21 protein-coding genes are annotated in these 20,770 nt (G+C 67.5%); 5 read left to right on the top strand and 16 right to left on the bottom strand.

Annotated features, from left to right (window positions below):
- Position 1: 1 nt before the first annotated feature.
- From recQ to mca, 3 genes are read right to left on the bottom strand one after another with little or no spacing between them, the layout of a single operon-like run.
- Positions 2–1,843 (bottom strand): DNA helicase RecQ, encoded by a 1,842-nt coding sequence (gene recQ / locus J4H85_RS05645; protein ID WP_208237746.1) that lies wholly within the window; start codon positions 1,841–1,843, stop codon positions 2–4.
- 1 nt (position 1,844) lies between these two features.
- Complete coding sequence (locus J4H85_RS05640; RefSeq protein ID WP_208237744.1) at positions 1,845–2,168, bottom strand: hypothetical protein; 324 nt, start codon at positions 2,166–2,168, stop codon at positions 1,845–1,847.
- Positions 2,165–3,031: a mycothiol conjugate amidase Mca gene (mca, locus tag J4H85_RS05635; protein WP_208237743.1), complete on the bottom strand. Its 867-nt coding sequence runs from the start codon at positions 3,029–3,031 to the stop codon at positions 2,165–2,167. Before mca ends, J4H85_RS05640 begins: the two co-directional genes overlap by 4 nt.
- 86 nt (positions 3,032–3,117) lie before the next feature.
- On the opposite strand from mca, the gene J4H85_RS05630 reads away from it, so the two are divergent.
- Together J4H85_RS05630 and greA are read left to right on the top strand one after the other, a co-directional pair.
- Positions 3,118–3,576, top strand: a complete 459-nt coding sequence (locus J4H85_RS05630; protein WP_208237741.1) for a DUF4307 domain-containing protein — start codon at positions 3,118–3,120, stop codon at positions 3,574–3,576.
- 128 nt (positions 3,577–3,704) lie between these two features.
- Complete coding sequence (gene greA, locus J4H85_RS05625) at positions 3,705–4,190, top strand: transcription elongation factor GreA (protein WP_208237739.1); 486 nt, start codon at positions 3,705–3,707, stop codon at positions 4,188–4,190.
- A 72-nt stretch (positions 4,191–4,262) separates the two neighbouring features.
- Here the strand turns inward: greA and J4H85_RS05620 are convergent, their stop codons facing one another.
- Positions 4,263–5,669 (bottom strand): APC family permease, encoded by a 1,407-nt coding sequence (locus J4H85_RS05620; protein WP_208237737.1) that lies wholly within the window; start codon positions 5,667–5,669, stop codon positions 4,263–4,265.
- Between the two features lie 45 nt (positions 5,670–5,714).
- Positions 5,715–7,436: an amidohydrolase gene (locus J4H85_RS05615; RefSeq protein ID WP_208237735.1), complete on the bottom strand. Its 1,722-nt coding sequence runs from the start codon at positions 7,434–7,436 to the stop codon at positions 5,715–5,717.
- Positions 7,437–7,549: 113 nt separating this feature from the next.
- On the opposite strand from J4H85_RS05615, the gene J4H85_RS05610 reads away from it, so the two are divergent.
- The gene (locus J4H85_RS05610) at positions 7,550–8,143 is read left to right on the top strand and encodes a TetR/AcrR family transcriptional regulator (RefSeq protein WP_208237733.1); all 594 of its coding nucleotides are present in this window, start codon (positions 7,550–7,552) and stop codon (positions 8,141–8,143) included.
- Between the two features lie 43 nt (positions 8,144–8,186).
- Here the strand turns inward: J4H85_RS05610 and ilvA are convergent, their stop codons facing one another.
- The 10 genes from ilvA to truB all read right to left on the bottom strand — a co-directional run bounded on the left by ilvA (position 8,187) and on the right by truB (position 18,614).
- The gene (gene ilvA, locus J4H85_RS05605; RefSeq protein ID WP_208237731.1) at positions 8,187–9,425 is read right to left on the bottom strand and encodes a threonine ammonia-lyase; all 1,239 of its coding nucleotides are present in this window, start codon (positions 9,423–9,425) and stop codon (positions 8,187–8,189) included.
- Positions 9,422–10,609 (bottom strand): AI-2E family transporter, encoded by a 1,188-nt coding sequence (locus J4H85_RS05600; RefSeq protein ID WP_208237729.1) that lies wholly within the window; start codon positions 10,607–10,609, stop codon positions 9,422–9,424. Before J4H85_RS05600 ends, ilvA begins: the two co-directional genes overlap by 4 nt.
- Before the next feature lie 80 nt (positions 10,610–10,689).
- Complete coding sequence (locus J4H85_RS05595) at positions 10,690–10,989, bottom strand: hypothetical protein (RefSeq protein ID WP_208237728.1); 300 nt, start codon at positions 10,987–10,989, stop codon at positions 10,690–10,692.
- Positions 10,986–12,290, bottom strand: coding sequence for an inorganic phosphate transporter (locus J4H85_RS05590; protein WP_307863442.1), 1,305 nt, complete (start codon positions 12,288–12,290; stop codon positions 10,986–10,988). Before J4H85_RS05590 ends, J4H85_RS05595 begins: the two co-directional genes overlap by 4 nt.
- A gap of 123 nt (positions 12,291–12,413) precedes the next feature.
- Entirely contained in the window at positions 12,414–13,442 is a 1,029-nt protein-coding gene (locus J4H85_RS05585; protein WP_208237726.1) for a 6-phosphofructokinase, read from the bottom strand.
- Between the two features lie 85 nt (positions 13,443–13,527).
- Complete coding sequence (locus J4H85_RS05580; protein ID WP_208237725.1) at positions 13,528–15,711, bottom strand: DEAD/DEAH box helicase; 2,184 nt, start codon at positions 15,709–15,711, stop codon at positions 13,528–13,530.
- 131 nt (positions 15,712–15,842) lie between these two features.
- Complete coding sequence (locus J4H85_RS05575; RefSeq protein ID WP_208237724.1) at positions 15,843–16,799, bottom strand: bifunctional riboflavin kinase/FAD synthetase; 957 nt, start codon at positions 16,797–16,799, stop codon at positions 15,843–15,845.
- The gene (locus tag J4H85_RS05570; RefSeq protein WP_372440187.1) at positions 16,799–17,314 is read right to left on the bottom strand and encodes a hypothetical protein; all 516 of its coding nucleotides are present in this window, start codon (positions 17,312–17,314) and stop codon (positions 16,799–16,801) included. The genes J4H85_RS05575 and J4H85_RS05570 overlap by 1 nt, the downstream gene beginning before the upstream one ends.
- Positions 17,311–17,667: a hypothetical protein gene (locus J4H85_RS05565; protein ID WP_208237723.1), complete on the bottom strand. Its 357-nt coding sequence runs from the start codon at positions 17,665–17,667 to the stop codon at positions 17,311–17,313. Before J4H85_RS05565 ends, J4H85_RS05570 begins: the two co-directional genes overlap by 4 nt.
- Positions 17,667–18,614 carry a tRNA pseudouridine(55) synthase TruB gene (gene truB / locus J4H85_RS05560; protein WP_208237721.1) on the bottom strand — a complete coding sequence of 316 codons (948 nt, stop codon included), beginning with the start codon at positions 18,612–18,614 and terminating at the stop codon, positions 17,667–17,669. The genes J4H85_RS05565 and truB overlap by 1 nt, the downstream gene beginning before the upstream one ends.
- Positions 18,615–18,646: 32 nt before the next feature.
- Between truB and J4H85_RS05555 the strand changes: the two genes are divergently transcribed.
- Positions 18,647–19,540: an iron-sulfur binding domain-containing protein gene (locus tag J4H85_RS05555; RefSeq protein ID WP_307863441.1), complete on the top strand. Its 894-nt coding sequence runs from the start codon at positions 18,647–18,649 to the stop codon at positions 19,538–19,540.
- 24 nt (positions 19,541–19,564) lie between these two features.
- On the opposite strand, the gene rbfA is transcribed toward J4H85_RS05555, so the two are convergent.
- On the bottom strand, positions 19,565–20,005 hold the full coding sequence (rbfA, locus tag J4H85_RS05550; protein WP_208237719.1) for a 30S ribosome-binding factor RbfA: 441 nt from the start codon (positions 20,003–20,005) through the stop codon (positions 19,565–19,567).
- Between the two features lie 138 nt (positions 20,006–20,143).
- Here rbfA and J4H85_RS05545 point away from each other — a divergent pair, with 138 nt between their 5' ends.
- On the top strand, positions 20,144–20,695 hold the full coding sequence (locus J4H85_RS05545) for a DUF805 domain-containing protein (protein WP_208237717.1): 552 nt from the start codon (positions 20,144–20,146) through the stop codon (positions 20,693–20,695).
- Positions 20,696–20,770 lie beyond the last annotated feature (75 nt).

Genomic DNA, 20,770 nt, shown 5'->3' with positions numbered 1-20,770 from the left:
ATTACGCGTCTGCGAGCACCGCGAGCACGGCGTCGCCGTACCGCTCGAGCTTCACGTCGCCGATGCCCTGGATCGCCGTCAGCGCAGCACGCTGAGTGGGACGATGCGCGGCGAGCGCCGCGAGCGTCGCGTCGCTGAAGACGACGTAGCCCGGCACTCCCTGCTCTTTCGCCTCGGCCGCACGCCACTGCCGCAACCGTTCGAAGACCTCCGCCTGCTCCGGAGTGAGATCCGCCGCCGCGGCCGACCGCTTGCTGCCTCCGCCTGCCGACCCGCGCCCCACGCTCCGTCCGCCCCGTCGCGGCGCCGGGACTTCGCGCATGAGCACCGTCGTCTCCCCGCGCAGCACGGGTTTCGCGTCCTGAGTCGGTGCGAGCACACCGTACTCTCCCTGTGATTCGAGCATGCCGGTGGCCAGAAGATGGCGCACGACCGCCTGCCACTCGTGCGTTGCGAGGTCGCCACCGATGCCCCACGTCGAAAGTTCGTCGAGCCGCATGTGCGTGACCCGCTCGGAGGTGACGCCGCGCAGGACATCGATGTGCTGACCCGCCGCATACGTGCGATTGCGTTCTTTAGCGGTACGCAGCACCGTCGAGAGCAGCTTCTGAGCCGGCACGGTCGCATCCCAGGTGCGCGGCGGTGAGAGGCACACGTCGCAATTGCCGCAGGGCTCCGCTCCGGTTTCACCGAAGTACTCGAGCAGGAAGACGCGACGGCAGGCGATCCCCTCGCAGAGCGCCAGCATCTGATGCAGATGGCGCAACTGATTTTGCCGCACCTGCTGATCACCGTCTGACATGTCGATGAGCTGCCGCTGCTGCACCACGTCGGACAGTCCGTAGGCCAGCCAGGCCTCCGAGGGCAGACCATCGCGGCCCGCTCGCCCGGTCTCCTGGTAATACCCCTCGACGGACTTCGGCAGATCGATGTGCGCGACGAAGCGGACATCGGGCTTGTCGATCCCCATGCCGAACGCGATGGTCGCGACGACGACAACGCCGTCCTCGCGCAGGAATCTGGTCTGCGCACGGAGACGCTGCTCCGCCGGCAGACCGGCGTGGTACGGGACCGCGTCCACGCCGGCCTCGGCGAGCGCAGCCGCAGTCTGCTCCACACGCTTCCGGCTGAGCGCGTAGACGATGCCCGCCTCGCCCGGATGCTCGGACCGGATGAAGTCGAGCAGCTGGCGACGCACCTGACCTTTGGGTTCGATCCGGTAGCGGATGTTCGGCCGATCGAAGCTGGCCACGAAGTGCTCGGCATTGTCGAGTCGCAGGCGCTCCGTGATCTCACGGTGCGTTTCGGGGGTCGCGGTCGCGGTGAGCGCGATCCGCGGCACATCGGGCCAATGCTCGGCGAGCTCACCCAGACGCAAGTAGTCGGGTCGGAAGTCGTGACCCCACTGCGAGACGCAGTGCGCTTCGTCGATCGCGAACAGCGCCACCCTGCCCTGCTGCAGCATCTCCACGGTTCCCGGCGCACTGAGGCGCTCGGGAGCCAGGTAGAGCACATCGAGCTCGCCCTCGCGGTAGGCGCGAATCACATCTTGGCGTTCGCCTGGGTCCATCGACGAGTTGAGCGCCGCCGCGCGCACCCCGGCGAGCCGCAGCGCCGCGACCTGGTCGTGCATGAGCGCGACCAGCGGCGAGAGCACGATGCCCGTGCCTTCGCGGCAGATCGCCGGGATCTGGTAGCACAGCGACTTGCCGCCACCGGTCGGCATGAGCACGACCGCGTCGCCTCCGGCGATCACCCGGCGTACGATCGCCTCCTGGTCACCGCGGAACTCGTCGTACCCGAAGACCTCCGCGAGCACCCGCTGCGGGTCAGCGCCCGCCATGTCAGGCGCGCGGTCCGCGCGGATCCTCGGAATCGGGGCGATCGTCCGGAAACTCCTCGCGACCGTCGAGCCGCTCACCGGACGCGGCCGCCTCGTTCTCGGCCATCTCGCGCTCCAACTGTTCCCGGATCTCAGCGCGGTACTTCGTGCGCCGCAAGCGACGCCCGAGGTCGACGCCGAGCAGGATCACGGCCAGTGCGAAGATGCCCGTCGCGATGAAGCCGGCCGTGCCGGGTGTCACCCGGTCCGGATCGAACTCCGTGTCCTCAGCGGCCACGAGCGCCGCCGTCGCCGCGAGCAGCGGCGCGGAGTACAGCACGTTCACTCGTCCTCCTCGATTCCCTGGAACAGGTCGGCTTCGAACTCCGTCGTCGCCACGCGCGACGCCGCGAGCCGGTAGTCCTCGAACGGCCACGCCTGTCGCTGCAGGTCGTTCGGCCAGAAGAAGAAGGGACTGTCGGGTGGCACCTGACTCGAGTGGGCGCGCAACGCCTCGTCGCGTCGATCGAAGTACTCTCCGACGTCGATGCGGGTCGTTCCGCTGTACGGCCTGAGCGACATGCGCTCCGCGATCTCTTCCATCTGCGCGCGCAGGGGCGAATCGGGATCCGTCTCGAGCAGGGTGTCGCGGATGTGCTTCACACGCTCCGAGTTGAAGATCTCTTCGTAGTACAGCTTCTTGATCGTCCACGGCGGGCCGGCGTCCGGGTACGACTCGGCGTCGCCGGAGACCTCCCACGCGAAACGACTCACCTCGTGGCACCGGATGTGGTCGGGGTGTGGATACCCGCCCTGCTCGTTGTAGGTGATCATGACGTGCGGCTTGAACTCTCGGACGATACGCACGAGCGCCTCGGCCGACACCTGCACCGGAATGTGCGCGAACGAGTCGACCGGGACCGCGATCCCCTCATCGGGAAGTCCCGAATCCTGGTACCCCAACCAGCGGTGATCGAACCCGATGATCCGCTGCGCCGCGGCCATCTCGTCGCGCCGCAGACCGGCCAGATCTCGACGGCTCTTCGGATCCCGAGCGACGAGTTCGTTGAGCACGTCACCCCGCTCGCCCCCCGTGCAGCTCACGATCAGGACCTCGACGCCGCGCTCCACATAGTGGGCGTAGGTCGCCGCCCCCTTGCTCGACTCGTCGTCGGGGTGCGCGTGCACCGCGATCAGCCTGAACGTCATCGGCGTCCTTTCACTTCGAGGAGGGCGGGGCGCGATAAGCTGACTCCCGACCCTCAAGTGTACCCAAGCGCAGTTCGGAGGAACCCGTGTCCGAGGCTCCCGAGCCGACGCCGTCGGCGAACACCGGGGTCGACGCCGACGATGCGCGCCGCGCGCTCGATGACCGGTACGGCCGCACCCGAAGCCGCGGTATCGACCGGCGGTTCGGTTGGATCGCCGGTGGAATCGCGGTCATCGCCGGCATGACGATCCTGCTCGTCGGCGGCTGGCAGCAGACCGCGACGGTCGAGTTTCAAGACATCGGCCGCACCATTGTGGACGAACACCGGGTCGATGTGCGCTTCGAAGTCACGGGCCCCGCCCACACGCCCGTCGCGTGCGCCGTCGAAGCGCAGAACCCGACCAAGGCGATCGTCGGCTGGAAGATCGTCGAACTCCCCGTCACGGAAGAACGATCCCACTCGGTGAGCACGACGGTGACAACGACGAACCGCGCCACGACGGGCAGCGTGAAGAGCTGCTGGGTGCTCGAAGACCCGGAGTGAGGCACACGCGGTCAACCTGGCACGGAAGCTCGCGGAGGCTGCTACGCTGAAACAGCGCCTCGGGAAACCGAGGCGTTGTTGACATCTGCGCACCTGTCGCACCAGCTTCCGCGAGAGTGAGGACCAGCATGGCTGAATCCAACGAGACCTGGCTGACCCAGGATGCCTACGATCGACTCAAGGCCGAGCTCGACGAGCTGAGCGGCCCCGGTCGCCGCGATATCGCCGCCCGCATCGAGGCGGCGCGCGAAGAGGGCGACCTCAAAGAGAACGGCGGATACCACGCCGCGAAAGACGAGCAGGGCAAAATGGAGGCGCGCATCCGCGACCTCGACGAGCTCCTGAAGCACGCAGTCGTGAGCGACGCCCCCGAAAGCCGTGGCGTCGTCGAGGTCGGCACCGTCATCACCGCCGAGATCCTCGGCGACCGGGAGAAGTTCCTGCTCGGCAGCCGGGAACTCGGCGAAGGCTCGGATCTCGAGGTCTACAGCGCCGAGAGCCCGCTCGGATCGGCGATCCTCGGCCTGAAGATCGGCGACTCGACCAGCTACGAGGCCCCGAACGGCAAGAAGATCGAGGTCGGCATCGTCGCGGTCGATACCTACACCGGCTAGCAGCCCGCTGCTGCGCTCGGAGGCCCGGTCCCGCTCACCGCGGGGCCGGGCCTCTTGTCATGTGCGCGGCGCCTACTCGTACACGTCGATGTTGACGGGTCCGGTCAGGTCGGGGGCCGGCGCCCGGAACCCGCGCGTCTTCACAATGAGGTATCCGAGTCCGAGAGCGAACCAGCACGCGCCGATGATCATCGACACCGTATCGAGATTCACCCACAGTGCCACGTTGATGACGGCCCCCACGAGGGGCACCAGCACGAACCCGAACCACGCGCCGGCCGTGCGCCGCTGCATGAAGCGGAAGAACGTGAACACGACCGACAGATTCACGAAGGTGAATGCGATGAAGGCGCCGAAGTTGATCATGGAGGCGGCCTGGTCGAGATCGACGAACAGTGCGGTCAGGGCGACCAGTGCCACGAGGAGCACATTCATCACGGGTACGCCGGTGTGCGCGTTCACCCGCGAGAAGAATCGTCGCGGCAGAGCACCATCGCGTCCCATCGCATACAGCAGTCGCGCGGCGCTCATCTGCTGGGTGATGCCGCACCCGAGTACGGCCATCATGTACCCGCCGACGAACACGGCTTGGAACGCCGCCCCGCCGATGTACTTCGCGATCTCGGGCGAAGCCCCCACGATGTCGGCGAGCTGCGTGACATCCGGAAAGAGCAACTGCATCACGTAGGTGACCGTGATGAAGAAGGCGCCGGCGACGAGCACGATGATGAAGATCGCTCGCGGAATGTCCCGTGTCGGGCGCTCAGCCTCTTCGGCGAGTGTGGAGACGGCGTCGAATCCGAGGAAGGAGAGCGCGAGGATCGCCGCTCCTGCAGCGATCGAGACCGCGGCGGTGTCGCTCGACCCGAACGGCAGCGACGTCACGGGCACGCTGTTCGACACGATGTTCGTGATCGCGAGTACGACGAACACGACGGCGACGACGAGCTGGATCGATACGAGCAGCACGTTCATCTTCGCCGCCAGTTTCACGCCGACGAGGTTCAATGCGGTGCAGATGCCGACCGTGAGCGCGACCCAGACCCAGAACGGGACATCCGGGAACACGGCCCCCATGTAGATGCCTGACAGGATCGCGTTGATCATCGGCAGGAGGAGATAGTCGAGCGTCGCGACCCATCCGACGAGGAAGCCGACGTGCGCGTTGATCGCTTCCTTGGCGTAGGTGTATGCGGAGCCCGCGATCGGAAAGAAGCGCACCATCCGCGAGTAGCTGAAGGCGGTGAACAGTACGGCGACCATCACGACCAGGTACGCGAGCGGAACGTGCCCGTCCGTCTCTTCGGAGACGATGCCGAACATGTCGAATACGGCGAGCGGTGCCATGTAGGCGAGGCCGATGAAGACGAGGTGCCGCAGTTTCAGCGTGCGCTTCAACCGAGCGGGCTCGTGCGTCGCGGCGTGCGCGAGCTGATCGTCGCCGGCGGCGACCGAGGAGTGGGAGGGGAGAGCGGACATCGGGTGCTCCTTCACAACGTTGTGGGTGCGCTGGGCGGGCCGGGGTTATCCGGCATGGTCGTGGCAGTGGTGATCGGCGGACGGTTCGGTGCAGGTCTGACCCGCGCCCGCCGGATCCTGCACGGATGCCGCTGCGGCGACGCCGTCCAGTTCGCCGTGGTCATCGTGGATCGCGTGCCCACCGACCACCGTCAGGTCGGCTCGGTGGTCGAGGATCTCGGCAGGTTCCATGTCGTAGAGGTCACCGGACCACACGACGAGGTCGGCGAGATATCCCGGCCGCAGCATGCCGAGCGCGTGCTCGCGATGGAAGGCCTCCGCTCCCCCGAGCGTGTAGGCCCGGAGCGTCGCATCGAGTCCGACCCGTTCGCGAGCGGTCCAGGCTACGGTCCCATCGAGTCCGGCACGGGTCATGGCGCTGTACACCCCGACGAGCGGATCCATCTCACCGACCTGCCAGTCGCTCGAGAACGTGACGCGCGCGCCCGACTCGATCATCGAACGGAAGCGCCAGGCACGATCCCAGCGCGACTCGCCGACGTTCTCCATCCAGGTACCCGCAACGAGGTCGGGCGACGCATGACGCGGCTGCATCGCGGCGACCACACCCAGGTCGAGGAATCGGTGCAGATCCTCCGGAGCGAGACACTCGACGTGCACGATGCCGTGCCGCGTGTCGAGGCGTCCGTTGGTGCGCTGCGCGGCGGCGATGGCGTCGAGCGTCATCCGAACGCCCCAGTCGCCCGTGGCGTGGGTGTGCACCTGGTACCCCAGACGATCGAGCTCAACGAACAGCCGTTCGAATTCCGACGGTTCGAGACTCGGATGACCGCGGTGCCCTGGCCGGTTCGCGTAGTCTGCGAGCATTGCGGCGGTGTGCGGTTCGATCACGTCGTCGGCATAGAGCTTCACCGGCCCGAGGGCGAAGCGATCGTGCTGCGGAGTCTCACGGATCGCCTCGGTGATGCGCGTGCGGAAGTCGCCGTCAGCACCGACCGGATGGTAGATCGCCGCGATGGTGCGGCTCGTCAGCCTGCCCTCGCGCTCGGCGCGGTCGAAGAGGTCGAGCTCGGCGAGGGGCACCTGCGGCTCGACGACGGTGGTCAGACCGAAGCGGGCCGCCATATCGAGGCTGTTCGTGATCTTGCGGTAGCGGCGGTCGGGCGAGTACATCGGAATGTTGCGCTGCAGTTCGGCGAGTCCGGCGATGGTCATCGCGCTCGTGTAGAAGTCGGTGACCCACCCCGTCGGCTCACCGGTGCGGTGGTCTCGCTCAGGGTTGCCCCAGGCGATGTCGCCGCCGTCCAGGATCCCGAGTTTCGCGAGCGCCGGGCGATTGAGCCACACCGAATGCTGATCGTAGGTGGTGATGAAGACGGGGCGATCGGTGACGCCGATGAGGTCGTCGGCGCGGGGCCTGCGTCCTTCGACGACCGAATAGAGCGCGTTCTCGGCGCAGATCCATTCGAGGTCGGGGTGCCGCTCCGCGAACTCGGCGATCCGGGCGCGGACGGTGTCGAGGCTCGTCACTTGATCGAGGCTCACGGCGAGGTCGTCGAAGCCGAGGAGGAGGTGATTGTGCGTGTCCGCGACGCCCGGCGTCAACAGACGACCGGCGAGGTCGACGGTACGACGGGCGGCGGGCGCGCCGTCGGCAGGCCCGACGTAGCTGATCCGATCGCCCGTCACGCCGAGCGCCCCTGCCCAGGGGTGCTCGGGATCGAAGGTGCGGATGCTCCCGCCGGTGTAAAGGGTGTCGACGACCATGTCCATCCTGACGCTCACAAGTTATTTCACTCCAGAGTAAATTAATTTACGCAGAAGTCAAGAAACCCGACGATCCGGACCGTGCGCGTGCGTCGACTGGCATACTGAGGGTCATGGCCAGACCGAACACCCAACAGCGGCGACGCCTCGAGGTGATCGATGCCGCCCTGGACGCCGCTGCCGAACGCGGTCTGCGACACCTCTCCCTCACCGACGTCGCGAATCAGGCCGGGGTGACGCGCGGCGCCCTGCTCTATTACTACGACGATCTCGAGGCGATCCTCGTCGAGGCGCACGCGTCCGGCATGCAGCGCGTCGGCGCCGAGCGCATCGCGCTCGTCGCGCAGCAGGAGAGCTCCACGGACAAACTGCGCACGGCGATCGACGCCGGTCTCCCCAGCGGCCCAGACGACGCGCTCATGCGCCTCCTGTACGAGTTCGACGTGCTCGCCGGGAAGTCACCGCTGCACGATCAGCTGGTCCAGCAGCTCTATCGCGAGCAGCTGCAGCTGTATCGCGAGATTCTCGAGGACGGAGTCGCGTCCGGCGAGTTCTCGCTCACCGGGCCTCTCGAAGACACTGCGATGAACCTCGTCGCCCTCGAGGACGCGTACGGTCTCCACATCGTCGCCGGGGGTAGCATCACCGTCGACGATGCACGACGCGCGATCAGGCTCTACGCCGCGCAAGCGGGCGCGAGAACCTGAGCCGGACCGATCCCCGTCACCGGTCCGGCTGCTGAACGATGTCTCAGTACCGCTCGCCCACCCGCACGGTGTACCCCGCGCTCCGCAGCGCGTCGATGACGCGCTCGCCGTGCTCGATTCCGCGCGTCTCGATATGCAACTCGAGTTCCACATCACTGATCGGCAATTCGGTGGCGTGCCGCGTGTGAATCACTTCGACGACGTTCGCGTTGTTCTCCGCCACGATCGACGCCGTCTTCACGAGCTGGCCGGGAACGTCCTGGAGCAGGATGCGCAGTTTGAGGTACCGGGCCGAGGCCGCGAGTCCATGACCAATGACGCGCTGCAACAGCAGGGGGTCGATGTTGCCTCCGGAGAGCACCGTCGCGGTGACGCCGCTCGCGTGGATCTTCCCCGCGAGCATCGCTGCGACACCGGCGGCTCCCGCCGGTTCGACCACGAGCTTCGCTCGCTCGAGCAGCATGACGATCGCTCGAGCGATGTCGTCGTCGCTCACCGTCACGACTTCGTCCACGTACTCGCTGATCAACGCGAAGTTGCGCTCGCCCGGGCGCGACACCGCGATACCGTCCGCGATCGTCGGGCGGGTCTTCACCGTGACGGGTTCCCCTTGCTCGAGGGAGACCGGGTAGGGCGCCGCATTCTCCGCCTGCACCCCGATGATCCGCACCTCGCGCCCGTCGCGTGCCGCGAGCTGTTTCGCCGCCGCGGCGACGCCCGAGATGAGTCCACCGCCGCCGATCGGGACGATCAGCGTCTCGATCTCTGGCGCTACCTCGAACATCTCCAACGCGACCGTACCCTGTCCTTCGATCACCGCATCGTCATCGAACGGCGGCACGAAAAGCGCCCCGGTTTCACGCACGAAACGCTGCGCCGCCTCGTTGGTCGCCGCGAAATCCGCACCGGAGAGCACGACCTCGGCACCGTAGTCGCGCGTGGCCTGCAGCTTCGGAAGCGCGGCGCCCAACGGCATGAAGATGGTGGCCTGAATGCCGAGCTCGCTCGCCGCGAACGCGACACCCTGGGCGTGGTTGCCCGCCGAGGCCGCGACCACTCCCCTGGCTCGCTCTTCCGGAGTGAGCCGTGACAGACGATTGTATGCACCGCGCAGTTTGTACGCACCGGTCCGCTGCAGGTTCTCGCATTTCATGTAGACCTTCGGCACACCGAGCACCTCCGCGAGATATCGCGACGACTCGAGCGGGGTGCGCTGCGTGATCGCGTGCACCACGTCACGCGCCCGCTCGAAGTCTTCCAGGGTCGGGGTGTGAAAGCTCATGCACTTCCCTCTCTGCGCCTCAGACGCGCCACCCAGCGGGCACGGCTGCGCACACGCTGTCGTTTCTTGTTCTGCAGATGGTATTCGGCAACCGGATCGGAGTCTGGATCCCACTCGCGTGCGACGAGCGCATTCACGATCGAATTCGCAGAGGCCGCGAACGGCACGGCGAACAGAGCGCCGGGAATACCGGCGACGAGCGCACCGGCCGAGACGACGAGCACCACCCCGAGCGGGTGCACCTTGACGGCACTGCCCATCACGAGCGGCTGCAGCACGTGACCCTCGATCTGGTTGACGAGGATCACCACACCGAGCATGATCGCAGCGTTCACCGGCCCGTTGTAGACGAGGGCGATGAAGACGGCGAGCGCGCCCGTGCTGATCGCGCCGAGGAACGGGATGAACGAGCCCAGAAAGACGATGATCGCGATCGGCACCGGGAGCGGCACCCCGAGGAGGAACGCTCCGAGACCGATGCCCACGGCATCGACGAAGGCCACGAAGATCTGCACCCGGACGTACTGCCCGACAGACACCCATCCGGCGACGCCCGCCGTATCGAGCGGAGCGTGGGCTTTCGCCGGCGTGAACCCGAGCACCCAGTACCAGATCTTCTTGCCGTCGATCAACAGGAAGATGAGGGAGAAGATCGCGAGCAGCAAGCCGGCGACGAACTGCCCGGCCGTGGTGGCGACGCCGAGCGCGCCGCTCCAGATCTCCGACTGGTGATCTTGAATGGTCTCCTGGATCTGCACGACGAAGTCGTCGATCTGACTGGCATCGAGACCGAGGAAGCTCGCCTCGGAATCCATCCACTGCAGGAACTGCGCCCAGAGCGCCTCAGACCGTTGCGCGAGGTCCAGGAAGCCGCTTCGGGAGTAGTGGATGATCAGGGCGACGAGGAACCACACCGCCACGCCGAACGACACGAGCGCGGCGATGACACCGACCCACTTGGGTGCGCCGATGCGCTGGAACCAGTGCACGATCGGAGCGAGCAGAGCGGTGAGCAGGATCGCGACGAGGAGCGGGATGATGATGATCCGCACCTGAACGACGAGCCACAGGAAACCGGCGAGCGCGACGCCGATGACGATGAGTCGCCAGGACCACGCGGACGCGACGCGGATGCCGAGCGGAAGCTCGTGCGCGGCGTCAGTGGATGGCGGGGTTTCTGGCACGCCCCAATACTAACCGCGGGCCCGTACTGAAGCTGGGATACGTCGAGGCGTCCGGCCGGTGCGACGGAAGCTGCCGGGGCTCACCAGAAGTGCAGGCCGGGCACGATGAGGAAGATCCCGACGAGCACGCAGCACGCGGACAGCACGAAGCAGATGTTCGCGGCGACCGTGGCCCACTGCGGGCGTCCGACGGCGTCGACATCGTCATTCTCATCGTCGCGCGACGGGCCGTTCGGAGCGACGCTTCCATCAGCGCCTCGAACCGGACGCGCGGGGATCGCCAGAAAGCGGATGCCCAGGGAATACAGCGACACGACCACCGCGGCCGACACGAGTGCCGCGACGAACACCGTGATGAATGCCATCCATTCGATCGTCATCGAGCCGACCCCTCTCCCGTCGATCCGGATTCTCGTTCGGCCTCACGCGCGGCCCGAGCGGCCTCGTCATCACGTACCGCGGACTGAGCGACCGGGGTGAGCGGCGGGACGGTTCCGGTCTCCGTCTTCACCTTGCGGATCTTCTTGCCCTTGCGCACGCGGACGGCGTACCCCGACTCGGCGACGTCCGGCACCGGGATCGCGTTCGACGAATCCACCTTGTTGCGCTGCGACCGCCAGAAGATGAAGAGAATGAATCCGAGGCCGAAGACCGCGTTCGCGATGATGCCCCAGAAACCGATATGAGCGACCAGTGCGGCGATGGCACCCACCGCCGCCGAGGCGGGCAGGGTGAAGAGCCAGCCGAGACTGATGCGGCCGACGGCGCGCCAGCGCACGCTCGAGCCGCGGCGCCCGAGACCCGAACCGATCACCGATCCCGACGCGACCTGCGTGGTCGAGAGCGCGAAACCGAGGTGGCTGGAGGCGAGGATCGTCGCGGCGGTGCTCGTCTCGGCGGCGAAGCCCTGCGCCGGCTTGACCTGGGTGAGGCCCGCCCCGAGTGTCCTGATGATGCGCCATCCGCCGGAGTACGTACCCAGGGCGATGGCGAACGCGCACGACGCGATCACCCAGAAGTGGGGGCCGGTGCCCGGCTCCTGCAGGTTCGCCGCGACGAGGGTCAGGGTGATGACGCCCATCGTCTTCTGCGCGTCGTTCGTGCCGTGCGCGAGAGCGATCAGCGAGGACGAAGCGATCTGAGCGTAGCGGAACCGCCCGCGCCCGTCCTTCTTCCCATCGTGACGACGGGTGATCGAGTAGGCGATCTTCGTGGCGGTGAACGCCACGAGTCCGGCGGTCAGCGGTGCGGCGAGCATCGGCAGGATGATCTTCGAGAGGAAGACACCGCCGTTGATGGCCTGGAACCCGGCCCCCACGATCGCCGCGCCGATGAGGCCGCCGAACAGCGCGTGCGACGAGCTGGACGGCAACCCGTACAGCCACGTCACGAGGTTCCACACGATCGCACCGATGAGGCCGGCGAAGATCATTTCCGGAGTGATCAGGACTCCGCCGTCGCCCTCGTTGATGAGCCCGTCCGAGATGGTCCTGGCGACCTCCGTCGAGAGGAACGCACCGACCAGATTCAGCACCGCCGCGAGGAGGACCGCCGTCTTCGGCTTCAGCGCTCCCGTGGCGATCGGCGTCGCCATCGCGTTCGCGGTGTCGTGAAATCCGTTCGTGAAATCGAAGAACAGTGCCAGAGCGATGACCAGCAGGACGATCAGGGTGAATTCCACCGGATCATCGTTACATCGCATCCCGGACAGGTCAAGTTCACCGAACCTTCACACGCCGTTCACCTGGAGAGTTCATGCACTGTTCACCTTCGTCGGATGGACTCGGCGATCACCCGAAGGAGATCACCCGAAGAGCAGTCGCACCTGCTCGTATCGATCCCGCGGCACGACCTTCAGCGATCCGACGGCTTCGGCGAGCGGCACGGTCACGATGTCGTTGCCCTGCAACGACGTCATGACGCCCCAGTCTCCCGCCTCGACGGCGTCCGAGGCCGCGATGCCCGCGCGCGTGGCGAGCACCCGGTCGAACGCGGTCGGCACGCCACCGCGCTGCACATGGCCCAGAACGGTCGCCCGGGACTCGATGCCGGTCCGCTCCTCGATCATCGGAGCGAGGACCTCAGCGACACCGCCGAGCCTCGGGCGCCCGAACCCGTCGACGCCCGCGCGGGTGACCTCGGACTCCATGCCCTCGAGGCGGAACCCTTCGGCGACGACGACGAGCGAGTGGCGACCGCGATCGCGTACGCTCTCGACCCACTCGCAGATCTGCTCGATCGACTCGGGGAACTCCGGCACCAGGATCACCTGCGCTCCGCCCGCCATGCCCGCGTGCAGGGCGATCCACCCGGCGTCGCGCCCCATTACCTCGAGCACCATGCAGCGCCCGTGCGACTCTCCGGTCGTGCGGAGTCGATCGATGGCGTCGGTGGCGATGGACACCGCGGTGTCGAAGCCGAACGTGAAGTCGGTCCCGCCCAAGTCGTTGTCGATCGTCTTCGGCACGCCGACCACGTTGATGCCCTCGTCCGACAGCATCTGAGCCACCGTCTGGGTGCCGTTGCCGCCGATCAGGATCAGGCCGTCCAGATCGTTCTCGCGCATGCGGGCACGGATCCCTTCGGCTCCGCCGCCCTCGTCCGTGAACGGACTCACCCGACTCGTGCCGAGGATCGTTCCTCCCATGGGCGAGATGCCGCGAACGGCACGGCGGTCGAGCGGAATCCAGTCGTTCTCGATGACTCCGCGCCACCCCGACATGAACCCGATCATCTCGAACCCGAACACATCGACACCGCGAAGCACGGCACCGCGGATCGCGGCGTTCAGCCCGGGGCAATCGCCGCCCGAGACCAGCATTCCAATACGCATTGCTCTCCTCCTGCCCAGAAGACCACGCGCGAATCCGCACGCGGGTCCAGCCTAGGGGAAGACGCGCATCAGTGTTCCGTCGGGCTCAGGAGGCGTTGCGACCCTCCGCCCCCAGAGCGATGGCGTCGCGCAGCACCTGCATGAGCGCGTGGAGCTGCACCGAGTCCTCGTCCTCGTCCTTCGCGTCGGCACCGTCGAGCGCGCGTGCCGCGAGACCTGCTTTCCCGTCGATGAGTTCCGCGATCCTGGCGTCGATGGTCTGCGCGGCGATGATGCGCCATGCAGTGACCGGCTCCTCCTGACCGATGCGGTGCACGCGGTCGATGGCCTGCGTCTGCTCGGCATCGGTCCAGCTGAGCTCGGCGAGCACGACATCGGAGGAGGCCTGCAGGTTCACGCCCACGCCGGCCGCGGTGAGCGAACACACGGCGACGGACACGTCCGGATCCTGATTGAACGCGTCGATCTGGGCCTGACGAAATGCCGACGTCTGATCACCGCGGATGGAGATCGTGCGCAGACCCCGCTCGGCGAAGATCGTCTCGGCCTGATCCATGACATCGATGTGCTTCGCGAAGAACACCACCTTGCCGACCGAGCGGGCGAGCTGTGCCGCGTAGTCCGCCGCGAGGGGAGCCTTGGCCTGACCGATCTGACGGACCATCGTGAAGACGTTCATGCCGTCTGCCGAGGCGTTCGACTCCTCGAGCTCCTGCGCGCACACCATGCGGATGAGCGCGTCGTCGGAGAGCTTCTCGCCGAGCTTCCCGCGCTTCGCGGCGACGAAGCGCTCGAGCAGCTTCCGCGCGAGCTGCCGTTCGGCCTCGCGAATGCCGCGCCCGAGATCGTCGTCGAGTTCCACCGGAAGGTCGACGACCCGCTTGGACGGCAGGTCGGCGGCGACATCGATCTTGCGCCGGCGCACGATCCCCATGTCGACGACACTGTGCCGCGCCGCCGGGTAGAACCCCGAATCCGCGGGCGTGTATCCGTTCGCCTCGAGCGCTGCGAGCAGTTCGCGACCCGGCTTCTCGTTGCCGCTCAGATCGGTCTCGGTCCACCCCAGGAATCGCCAGATCGCACGGAAGTCATCGATGTCGTTGATGAGCGGCGTACCCGTGAGTGCGATGAGCAGCGGAAGCGCCGTCGGCGTGCGCTCGCGCATCCGCTCGGCGATCGCGAGCACGTTGCGCGAGCGCTGCGACTGCACGTTCTTAATCATGTGCGCCTCGTCGACGACCATGCCGCGGAACCCGAACCGGGAGATCCAGCTCAAGTGACGATCGAGAATCTCGTAGTTCACGATGAAGATGTCGGCGTACGGATCGATGTCGTCGCCGTCGCCGTGGATCACCGTCACGCGCCTGCGCGGCGTCCACTGCTCGGCCTCCCGCGCCCAGTTCATCTTCACGACGTTCGGCACGACGACGAGGAGCGGGTACGACTCCGCGACCGACGCCGCCAGCACCGACTGCGCCGTCTTGCCGAGACCCGGCTCATCGGCGAGCAGGAAGCTTCGGTGCCCGTCAGCGACAGCGGCGAGGAACTTGGCCTGGTGCGGCATGAGCTCCTGCCCGCGCGGCGCAAGTCGATCGGGCTGCGGGGGCTCGGGCAGCTCCATGCAGGCGGACCCGCCTCCGCCCTGCTCGAACGACTTCAGCAGCGGTCCGAGGAGTTCCCAATTCGCGAGGCGCACCACCGGGGTGGGCGCGCTGACGCCGCTGAGATCCGGCGGGAGGAACGGATTGGTGCGGATCCGGGTTTCGACCCCTCGCGGTTCGACCTGCCGCTCTGCGAGCTCGGGCGGCACGAACTTCTGGGCGGGCTGAGGCTCGGGGGCCTCATCCGGCAATTCGATTCCTGCCTGCGTCAGCATCTTCCGCTTGAGCTGCTTCGCAGCATCGCCCAGCGCAGCCGTCGGCTCGAGCAGGGCGATGAGCGACGTGTCGCGCGCCGCCGTGCGGGCCAGGATCGATGCGATGCCGTCGAGACGCTTCAGCGTCTCCGCGCGCTCCGAGTCGCTGACGTTCTCGTCGGTGCGCACCCGCGCGCGCTCCTCGCGCATCAGCAGCGCGATGACCTGGAACTTGGTCCGGCTCGCCGCCGCCGCTTTTCCGCGCTGTGCGGAGGCCTCGACCTCGCGCACCGCCCGGGCCAACAGGGGGATGATGCCTTCATTGTGCGTGTGACGCCGCTTCCCCTGCTGCTTCGCCGAGGTGGTGGACATGCTGCGAGCGCCGGCAGAGCGCGTGGCAGTGGTGGATGCCATGGATCTCCTGATCGATGTGAGCACAGACCCGGATCTGTCTTCCGGGAGCGCGGTCCGCCGCCTTCACCCCCGCCTGACGAAGTGCCTGGCACTGGGCGCCGGGGGAACACGGGTTGCGACCTGCGATCAGTCTAGCACTCGTCGCGCAGGATCCCGCCGTTCAGCATCGCCCTCGTCTCGCGCACGTCGTCGTGCATGCGCTCCACGAGCGCATCGATTCCCGAGAACGTGTACGTTCCGCGAATGCGGTGGACGAACTCGATCGTGATCCGGGCTCCGTACAGGTCGCCGGAGTAATCGAGCAGATACGCCTCGACTCTCGACTGCGCCTCGGGCGTGAAGGTCGGGTTGGAGCCGACCGATATCGCGGCCATGCGGCGGACGCCGTCGACGATCGCCCACCCCGCGTAGACGCCGTCGTTCGGCACGAAGCCCTCGACGGCGCCACCCAGGTTCGCCGTGGGGAATCCGAGTTCCCGGCCGCGCGCATCTCCGTGCACCACGTCCCCCCGCACCGCAACGGGACGGCCGAGCATGCGTGTGGCGAGCTCGATGTCGCCCTGACCGATGGCTTCGCGCACCCGCGTGGAGGACACGCGTCCGAGATCGTCATCGACGACGAACGACACCTCCTCGACCGTGTAGTCGAGCTCCTCACCCATCCGCTGCAGCAGCGCCACATCTCCCACGCCACGGTGCCCGAACCGGAAGTCAGGTCCGACGATCACGTGGCGCGTGCCGAGCCGACCGACCAGGATGTCGCGCACGAAGGCCTCGGCGGGTATCGACGAGAGTCGTTCATCGAACGGCACCATGAGGCAGACGTCGACACCCGCCTCGGCGAGCGCCGTCTCGCGCTGATCCGGGCTCATGAGCGGCTCGGGGCAGCGGTCCGGACGGAGCAGCCTCAGCGGGTTCTCGCGAAAGGTGAAGACGACCGATTCCAACTGTTCGGCGGCGGCGATATCGCGCAGTCGCGTGAGGATCGCCTGATGCCCCAGGTGCACGCCGTCGAACTTGCCGATGGCGACCGCGGTCCCGCGGACCGGCTCGTCGGCCAGGTCGTCGAGTGCCGTGAACGTGCGCATCAGCGTGAGCCCCCTCCGGCGCGCGCGGCGGCATCGCCGCGCGTCCGAGCCAGCCAGATCAGGCCGAGCACCGGCAGTACGAGCGGAATGAAGACATAGCCGACACCGAAGCCCGACCACACGGACGGATGCGAGAACCACTCCGGAACCGTGAGGCTGAGCGTGCCCACCACGAGCACTCCGACGAGTTCGAACAGGATCGCCGCCCAGGCGATGCCCCGCCACCCGGGGCGGTCGCGGTTCACGAGTGCCACGGTCGCCAGAATGTACACCACCCCGGCCGCCGCCGAGAGCGCGTATGCGACCGGCGCCTCATCGAACTTCGTGAGGATCTGGTAGACGGAACGGAAGGTCGCTGCGATCGCCAGCACCAGGTAGACCGCGATCAGCACTCGACCGGCGCCGCGACGGCGCTCACGGCCCGCGCTGACCGGTGCGCGCGCAGCGTCGCGTGATCCCACGCCGGGCTCGCGACTCGATCTGGTTTCTGGCACGCCCTCCAGCTTACCGCTCATCCCCAGATCACGAGCATGCGGTAGAGCATGACGGCCACCGCGAAGTGCATGAGCGCGAGTACGAGGTTCGCCCACCTGGTCCGGTCGATCAGCGCCCAGAATCCTCCGCCGATCGGCAGCGCGAACGCGACGATCAGGTACATCCAGAACTCGAGCGGGTCACCCGTGGCGTGGTTGCCGGCGAACGGAGCAACGATGGCGACGACCACCTGCGCGAGCAGCAGAAGCGTCACGAGCAGTGTCGCCCCCATCGTGTAATCGTTCGGCTCGCTGCGACGCAGACCCGCTCCGAGGCACAGGACCATCGCCGCGAGCGCGACCGCGATCTGCGCGATCGCTAACCACAGGACCATCAGGCCGCTCCATCGGGCGTCGGGAAGTTCGTGACCACGCGCGTCACACCGCGCTTCACCTCGATCAGCCCGATGAGGCGCCCCTCCGGATCCGTCGCGGCGACGAGTCGCGCGTCCGGCGCGTCTGGCACCTCGAGGCGTTTCCCGTGCCCCAGGTCGATCGCCTGCTGCGCGGTGAGAGTCAACTCGGGGAAGAGGACGCGCGCGACGTCGGCCGGGTCGAGCAACGGGCCCGGGTCCCCTGCCGCGAGACGCTCCATCGCCACCGCGCCATCGACGGAGAACGGACCGACGTGCGTCCTCCTGAGCGCGGTGAGATGACCGCCGAGGTTCAGGTCCGCGCCGAGGTCGCGGGCGAGCGCGCGGATGTACGTTCCCGACGAGCAGTCCACCGTCGCATCGACATCGATCGTCGCGAACCCGTCCGCGGTCTGCGTCGGCCGCGGATCCCCCGCATCGAAGCGATGCACCGTGACCGGCCGGCGCTTCAGCTCGACGTCTTCGCCGCTGCGCACGCGATCGTACGCGCGTCGTCCGTCCACCTTGATCGCACTGACCGCGCTCGGAGCCTGTTCGATCGGGCCGCTCAGCGCAGCGATCCCCCGAGCGATCCGCTCCGGATCGGCGAGCACTTCGGCAACGGTCTCAGCGTCGGCGACCGCGAGCCGGTCTCCCTCGCGATCATCCGTGACGGTCGATTCACCGAGCCGCATCGTGGTCTCGTACGTCTTGTCGAGTCCCACGAGATGCGTCAGCAGGCGCGTCGCCGGGCCGACACCGAGCACGAGCAGTCCGGTCGCCATCGGGTCGAGCGTTCCGGCGTGCCCCACCTTCCGCGTGCCGAGCGCGCGTCGCGCTTTCGCGACGACATCGTGACTCGTCCACGCCTCGGCTTTATCGACCAGCAGAATGCCGCCCTGGGCGGGGAGCTCTGACTTCGCATCCATCCCGTCCAGCCTACTCACCTAGACTGTGGCGAGTGCCCGCAGAACTCTCCCGCGTCGCATCGGCCGTCAACGACTGGTACGCGACCGCCGCCCGCGATCTTCCGTGGCGGGATCCGCACATCGACGCGTGGGCGGTTCTCGTCTCCGAGTTCATGCTGCAGCAGACGCAAGTGGACCGCGTCCTCCCCCGCTGGTCGGAGTGGATGCAGCGCTGGCCGACGCCCTCTGCCCTCGCCGCCGAAGAACCCGGCGAAGCCGTCCGCGCTTGGGGACGTCTCGGCTACCCGCGCCGCGCACTCTGGCTGCACCGGGCGGCCGTGGAGATCGCCGAGCAGCACGACGACCGCGTTCCCGCCGACGTGGACGCGCTCCTCGCACTCACCGGGATCGGTCCGTACACGGCTCGCGCCGTCGCCGCGTTCGCGTTCGGAGACCGCCACCCCGTCGTAGACACGAACACGCGTCGCGTGATCGCCCGGGTCATGCACGGGCGCGCGGCTGCGGGCATGCCGTCGCCGACCGACCTGACCGATATGGAGCGACTCCTGCCCGAGGAGCCCGGAGCGGCCGCGCGATTCAATGCGGCCGCCATGGAACTCGGTGCCACCGTCTGCACCGCGCGCGCTCCGAAGTGCGGCGTGTGCCCGGTAGCCGAGTGGTGCGAGTGGCGCGGCGCCGGATACCCGGACAACGCACCCGCGAAGCGTCCGCGCCAGGCGGCGTTCTCCGGGAGCGATCGTCAAGTGCGCGGACGCATTCTGGAGTCGCTCCGCGACGCATCGACCCCGATCACTGTCGCAGCGGCTCTCGCCGCAGCGGCGGACGGCGGCCTTCGCGAGCCGGAGCAGGCGCAACGCGCCTACGACTCGCTCGTCAGCGACGGACTCATCGTGGAGAACGGCGGACTCGCCTCACTGCCGACGTAGCGGGCCGCGCAGCGTCTGCGGCGCTCAGTCCCGCTCGGCCTCGGTCTCGTCAGCCGGCTTGGCGTACGGATCGGCATCGCCGGCATACTGCGCGCCCTCGGCCAGCGCCGCGGACTCCGCGTCACGGCGCTTCGCCTCGTCGAGCAGTTCGGAGAGGTGCTGCGCCGACTCCGGCAACTCGTCGTGGATGAACTCGAGAGCAGGGGTCAGACGAGTGCCGAGCTGCTTGCCGACCTCGGTGCGCAGCATGCCCGTCGCGGCGCGCAGCGCCGCCGCGGAGTCGGTCTGCTCGGCCTCGGAACCGTACACCGTGTAGAAGATGCTCGCCTGCTGGAGGTCACCGGTGACGCGCACATCGGTGATGGTGACGAACCCCAGGCGCGGATCCCGCAACCCTTTTTCGAGTCGCCGTGCCACGATCTGCTGAATGCGTTCTGCCACCTTGCCGGCACGTGGATTGCTCATGCATCCAGCCTACCGCGGGCGAGACGCGCCAAGCACCGCCCAACGTATCGACCTCGAATGTGATGCAATAGTCGGTGCACACGGGTGGGGACCCGTGCGTATCACATGGCACATGCATCCAGGAGAAAGCGATTCATCATGACTATCCCATCAGCCCCTCAGTACCAGCAGGGGCCGCAGCAGCCGCTGGGAACCACGAACGTCGACGACATCACGCTCCCCTACTACGGAGCTTCATTTGGCCAGGCGATCAAGCGCTTCTTCAAGCAGTACGCGAACTTCACCGGCCGCGCCTCGCGCAGCGAGTACTGGTGGGTGGCACTGTTCCAGGTGCTCGTCCTGCTGATCCCGACCATCCTGTCGATCGTCGGGATCGGGATGACCGCGTCAGCCACTGCCGCAGGGATGTCGGTCGACAGCATGGGCAACCCCACGATGGGCGCGGTCGACTCGGCCGCGGCGGGCACCGGCGCGATGCTCATGCTCATCGGCGGCGGCCTCATGACCGTGTTCTCGCTGGCGATTCTCGTGCCGACGCTCGCTCTCACCTGGCGCCGACTGCACGACGGCAACTTCGCCGGCCCCTTCTTCTTCCTGTCCTTCATCCCGACCGTCGGAAGCATTGTGCTGCTCGTCCTGCTCCTCCTCCCTTCCAAGGTCGAGGGTCAGCGATTCGACCAGGGACGCTAACACTCCCGGTATACGGAAAGGGGCGGGTGGGGGGGGGGGCAACAGCCAACCCCCCCCAAAGACGGGCCCCGGGGC

The organism is Leucobacter tardus (genome assembly GCF_017583045.1).
Lineage (GTDB): Bacteria > Actinomycetota > Actinomycetes > Actinomycetales > Microbacteriaceae > Leucobacter > Leucobacter tardus.
This window is presented reverse-complemented; position numbering and strand designations above follow the sequence as displayed.

Excerpts from the sequence above, each read along its gene's own strand:
- recQ (WP_208237746.1), bottom strand. The coding sequence starts at position 1,843 with ATGGCGGGCGCTGACCCGCAGCGGGTGCTCGCGGAGGTCTTCGGGTAC.
- mca (WP_208237743.1), bottom strand. The coding sequence starts at position 3,031 with ATGACGTTCAGGCTGATCGCGGTGCACGCGCACCCCGACGACGAGTCG.
- greA (WP_208237739.1), top strand. The coding sequence starts at position 3,705 with ATGGCTGAATCCAACGAGACCTGGCTGACCCAGGATGCCTACGATCGA.
- J4H85_RS05620 (WP_208237737.1), bottom strand. The coding sequence starts at position 5,669 with ATGTCCGCTCTCCCCTCCCACTCCTCGGTCGCCGCCGGCGACGATCAG.
- J4H85_RS05615 (WP_208237735.1), bottom strand. The coding sequence starts at position 7,436 with ATGGTCGTCGACACCCTTTACACCGGCGGGAGCATCCGCACCTTCGAT.
- J4H85_RS05610 (WP_208237733.1), top strand. The coding sequence starts at position 7,550 with ATGGCCAGACCGAACACCCAACAGCGGCGACGCCTCGAGGTGATCGAT.
- ilvA (WP_208237731.1), bottom strand. The coding sequence starts at position 9,425 with ATGAGCTTTCACACCCCGACCCTGGAAGACTTCGAGCGGGCGCGTGAC.
- J4H85_RS05595 (WP_208237728.1), bottom strand. The coding sequence starts at position 10,989 with ATGACGATCGAATGGATGGCATTCATCACGGTGTTCGTCGCGGCACTC.
- J4H85_RS05585 (WP_208237726.1), bottom strand. The coding sequence starts at position 13,442 with ATGCGTATTGGAATGCTGGTCTCGGGCGGCGATTGCCCCGGGCTGAAC.
- J4H85_RS05580 (WP_208237725.1), bottom strand. The coding sequence starts at position 15,711 with ATGGCATCCACCACTGCCACGCGCTCTGCCGGCGCTCGCAGCATGTCC.
- J4H85_RS05575 (WP_208237724.1), bottom strand. The coding sequence starts at position 16,799 with ATGCGCACGTTCACGGCACTCGACGACCTGGCCGACGAGCCGGTCCGC.
- J4H85_RS05570 (WP_372440187.1), bottom strand. The coding sequence starts at position 17,314 with ATGAGCGGTAAGCTGGAGGGCGTGCCAGAAACCAGATCGAGTCGCGAG.
- J4H85_RS05565 (WP_208237723.1), bottom strand. The coding sequence starts at position 17,667 with ATGGTCCTGTGGTTAGCGATCGCGCAGATCGCGGTCGCGCTCGCGGCG.
- truB (WP_208237721.1), bottom strand. The coding sequence starts at position 18,614 with ATGGATGCGAAGTCAGAGCTCCCCGCCCAGGGCGGCATTCTGCTGGTC.
- rbfA (WP_208237719.1), bottom strand. The coding sequence starts at position 20,005 with ATGAGCAATCCACGTGCCGGCAAGGTGGCAGAACGCATTCAGCAGATC.
- J4H85_RS05545 (WP_208237717.1), top strand. The coding sequence starts at position 20,144 with ATGACTATCCCATCAGCCCCTCAGTACCAGCAGGGGCCGCAGCAGCCG.